Consider the following 4,428-nt stretch of genomic DNA (forward strand, 5'->3'; position numbering starts at 1 on the left):
CAGCATGGGCGCGGGCACCGACTCGAGGGCGGGGAGCACAAGGGGCGGGTGCGCCAATGCACCCAGCCCGGCCAACCCGGCGCCGCCGGCGGCCAGCGGCGCGAGCGCCGGAGCGGCGAACGCAAAGATCGCCGGGTTCTGGCTGAGGAATATCGCGACTTCCTCGATGTGGATCGGGAAGTCGAACAGTTCCCAGCTGATCAGCCACTGAAAGGCCTGCACCGGGTTGGTCACCAGCAGGTGCCCGAAATACTGGAAATCCTCGGTGAGTTCGAGTGCTCGGGCAACCCAAAACGATGCTTGGGCCGGATTGACGTACGTGTCGTAGGTTGCGCCGTTGAGCGTGCCCGCGGCGGGTTGCCAGTTGTACCCGAAGTTCTGCAGCCACTGCGCGATCAAATTGTCGAACGGCGTATTGATCATCGGGGTGTGCGCAGTTTGGCTGTTGCCGATGCCGAGTTGCTGCAGGAACTGCTGAAGCCACTGTGGGATGCCCAGTGGGTTGTCACCGTTGAGCCCGCTGTAGGGATCGCCGCTCTTAGCGGCCTGTGACGTGCTGTCGGATTTCACAATCGGAGGCGCGGTGTCGGTGGCCGGGGTCGCGGTCACCGCGGTGCCGGCGACGGCCTGGTAGGTGCTCATCGTGGTCGCAGCCTGGACCCACATCCGCACGTAGTCGGCTTCATTGACCGAAATCGGAATCGTATTGATCCCAAAGAAATTCGTGGCCAGCAGCACGCCGTGAACCATGTGATTGGTAGCCAGCTCGGGCAGGGTGGGCATGGCAGCCAACGCGGACGTATATGCGGCGGCCGCGGTCTCGTGCTGGGTTGCCGCTGCGGCGCTGTCGGCGCTGGCCTGGGTCAGCCACGCCAGATACGGCACATGTGCGGACACATAAGACTCCGCGCTCGGCCCCTGCCAGGCGCCGACCTGCACTTCGGCCAGCACTGTGCTGAGTTCCTCAGCCACCGAGGTGTATTCGGCGCTCAGCGCGTTCCACGCACCGGCCGCCTCGAGTAGCGAGGCGGGCCCGGGGCCGCTGCTCAATAGCGCTGAGTGCACCTCGGGCGGCGCGGCCATGAAGACAGGCGCCGTCACGGTCAGCCCCAGACGCCGTGATACGACGCCGCCGCGGTGGCATCGCGCGCGGCATAACTCGCCCCCGACTCGGCGACCCCGACACCGGAGCGACCGAGCTCTTCGGCCCCCCGCGCGGCTACCGCGGCATGCTGGCCGCCGCGAAGGCTGAAGCCCGCGGCCGTCTGCAGTGACACCGGATCGGCAGCCGGCGGTATCACGGCGGTGATCGAGGGCGCCGAACCGGCCTGTGCGCTCGCCAACCGCGCTGTCAATGCTTCAATGCGCGCGCTCGCCGCTACAAGACCTTCTGGAACGACGCGCAGCGTCATACAGCCCTCCGGATATCGAGATGAACATGATTTTCATTAGCATTTTTACCACACCGCAGAGGGGTTGGAAACTCGACAAGCCGACGAAAAAGTGGGCGTGTGCGCCTATACCGGCGACGCGAGCGCGCGATAGCCGGGCTCGGCGAACTGCTGGGCGGCTTCCCGCATCGCGCCGGTCACCGGGCGATTCTCGGGGAGATCACCGGAGAAGGGCCGGGGTTCTGAGTCCTTGGCGTAGTAGCGAGACTGCTCAGTCATGTATTCGATTGCCGCAGAGTCAATCTCGAGCAAGAAATGCGCTGCCACCCGCTGCCACACCGCGGCGGGCAGATCGGCATGGTCGACGGTGAGCCGCCGTGCAGGTCCGGCTGCGGCCGAAAACAGCATCGCGCCGAGCGCGCGGGCGGTGAACTCCGGTCGCGTCATGGTCGGCAGCGCCGCCGGATCAATGCCGAAATGCAGCGCCGTCTGCGCGGGCACGGCGTGATGTCCGAGCCAGCCCGGCGGGTTGGCCAGCAGCGACGCCACCACCTGCGCCGGGTCGCGCTGCACCCACACCCATGGCGTGTCGGGAAAGGCAGCGGCGAGGATTTCTTGGCGGCGAATGTTCCAGCTGGTGCACTTGAGCACCAGATGCTGTTCGTCGCCGTGTCGACGGCGGCCCAGCGCCCGCACCAAAGCCCTGACCAATCGAACCAGGGTGGGCCCGTCGACCCGGCTGGGTTCGAGTCCGAGCAGTGCGTTCAGCGGCGAAGGCTCGGCAACAACGACGACTCCGGGAAGCGTGCTCAGCAGTCGGGATACCAGCGTCGACCCGCACCGCGACAGGTGGAACACCATGCCCGACGGGTCGAGCGACGGTTGGTCATCGAGAGCGATAAGCGCGTCGAGTCCGGACCTGACCAGCGGCTGAGCCCCCGGACCGGTGGACCAGCGGGCGACGGTCTGATCGAAGAACGGTTCGACGAATCGCTCGGCCGACAGGTCAGCCCAGTCGACCGTCGGGGCGGGCCCGGCAAAGTTGAATCTGACCGGTGTCCAGCGGGCGAGGTCGGCGACATCCATCAGTTGTCCGCCAGCCGGACCAGGAACCCGTTCACGATCAGCGTTCGGGCCAGTTCGGTCTGCTGCGGCTCGGACAGTCCCGGTAGGTCACAAACCCGAAAAGGCTCAGTACTTTTCGCGAGAAATTGAAGAGCGTCTTCGTGGTCGCGGCCGGCGCTGACAACCAATTGTGCGAAATGCAGCACAACGCCGTCGGATGTCTCTGTCACCCGCGAATAGAGCGGTTGGTACTTCGCCACCCTGGTACGACCATCGATCCCGATGGCGTTCGCGATCGCCTGCCCGACCGGCGGGCTCTGGCCACGCTTGACGAGGTCGTCGGCAAGCGACCCGACACCAGCTGCGATGACGCTCGGCTGCTCGAGAGCTCTGACGAGGTCGCGGACCAAGACGTCCAGCGAGGATTGGACATCCGGATCGTCGAGATACCGCGGCGGCAACTGCGTGTGTGCGCGGTTATCGCTGTGGCTCAGTGAATTAAGCGCCCGAGTGACGAGCATGAGCAGCGTCGGTGCGGTGACACCGAGGGTCAGGTGAACGGACACCTCTGAGGTCGCCTCGGCCGCGTGTACGCGCCCGCGCGGCACGTAGAGCACGTCGCCGGCTTCGAGGCGCACGTCGGTGGGTGACGGGAGCGCGTCCGCGGCAACCGGTTCGTGGCGAATCATGTCGCAAGGTGCGACGTCAGCCCCGTCGTACAGATGCCAGATCTTGGCTCCGCAAATCTGCAGGATCAGCACGTCGTGCTCGTCGTAGTGCGGGACGAAGCCTTGCGACTCCGGTGGCGTGAAATAGGCGTTGAGCTGGGTCGAGAAGTTCAGCTCGACCTCGATGGCGTGCAACAGCGAGGCCAGAGCGCGGACGTAGCGATGAACACTTTCCAGAACGATCGTGTAGCCGTCGGCGAAGTCTCTGCCGATGGCTTCGACGTCGAAACCGTCGGCACTCCGGTAGGTGTATGCCTCCTTTTTGTCGTTCTGCCGGACCAGGCGCACCAACGACAGATCCGGCCGAAAGAAAGCCAACAGCTCGTCAACTGAGGCTGACTCGCCGAGCAGCCTGCCGAAATATTCAGGGCCGCTTCGGCTCACGTGGTAGTGAGTCCGCCCCCATATCTGGGCGAGGAAGGTGTCGACGGTCAGCGGCGCCAGCAACCAGGCCAGTGATAATTCGGGCTCGAGGTCCGGTGAGCGCTGCGGCATTCAGTCATATTCCCTATCCGCTCCCCTGTCGGGCAACCGGACCAGGAATCCGCTCACGATCAGCGTGCGGGCCAGGTCCGTCTGCTGTTGCGGAAGCAGTCCCGCTGGATGTGGTGATGCTTTTTAGCCCATACCTCGTCGAGAAACGTCTGGACCGAGAGTGGCCCAGCAACCAGGCCAGCGACAACTCGGCGTTAACGCCGCCCGCGCTCATCCGTGTTCCAGGTACCCGGCACCATCGGCACTACCGGCCCATTGCCGAACTCGTCCTCGGCGAGCGTAGCCAAACCCATTGCAGCGCCAGCTTTCTGGTGCGACGTGCCGGCAAACCCCATCGCGCCGGAACCGTGATGCGAAGTCGCCGTCGATCCGCCATCCGGGCTGTGCCAGTCAGGATCGACATTGATATTCATTTCCATGAACTCGTGAGAGTACCCGCGCAGCCCCGTTCGCCGGCGTCGGCGGGACCGCTTCGGTTCGCGCGCGGCTGTCACGGCCGCGGCCGCCGCGGCGAACGGCTCGGCCGCTTTTTTCCTGTCGCCTGCGCCGGCGGTGTTTGTCATCCCAGAATCTGGGCCGATGCCGGGCGGGCCTACCGCGTACGGCGGGACGAAGCCGGACCCGGCCGCGGGAAACGCCGGCGCTGTCGACGCCGACGTAGCGGCGGTGCCGGCGGTAGAAATTGGCGTCGACGCCGGCGCCGGCGTCGACGCCAATTTCTACCGCCGGCACCGCCGCTACGTCGGCGT

At 65.7% G+C, this 4,428-nt stretch carries 5 protein-coding genes; all 5 read right to left on the bottom strand.

The window, feature by feature from the left end; all coding sequences use genetic code 11:
• The coding region (locus WAO18_RS10025) for a PPE family protein (RefSeq protein ID WP_422206006.1) at positions 1-1,101 on the bottom strand (1,101 nt) is incomplete at its 3' end.
• Between the two features lie 2 nt (positions 1,102-1,103).
• A complete protein-coding gene (locus WAO18_RS10030) occupies positions 1,104-1,412 on the bottom strand; it encodes a PE family protein (RefSeq protein ID WP_422206008.1) in 309 nt (102 codons plus the stop codon).
• A 105-nt stretch (positions 1,413-1,517) separates the two neighbouring features.
• Positions 1,518-2,477: a hypothetical protein gene (locus WAO18_RS10035; RefSeq protein ID WP_422206010.1), complete on the bottom strand. Its 960-nt coding sequence runs from the start codon at positions 2,475-2,477 to the stop codon at positions 1,518-1,520.
• Positions 2,477-3,679, bottom strand: a complete 1,203-nt coding sequence (locus WAO18_RS10040; RefSeq protein WP_422206012.1) for a cupin domain-containing protein — start codon at positions 3,677-3,679, stop codon at positions 2,477-2,479. Before WAO18_RS10040 ends, WAO18_RS10035 begins: the two co-directional genes overlap by 1 nt.
• 194 nt (positions 3,680-3,873) lie before the next feature.
• Positions 3,874-4,242 carry a hypothetical protein gene (locus WAO18_RS10045; RefSeq protein WP_422206014.1) on the bottom strand — a complete coding sequence of 123 codons (369 nt, stop codon included), beginning with the start codon at positions 4,240-4,242 and terminating at the stop codon, positions 3,874-3,876.
• Positions 4,243-4,428 lie beyond the last annotated feature (186 nt).

Origin of the sequence: Mycobacterium sp. (assembly GCF_049278535.1) — a bacterium.
Classification (GTDB): domain Bacteria; phylum Actinomycetota; class Actinomycetes; order Mycobacteriales; family Mycobacteriaceae; genus Mycobacterium.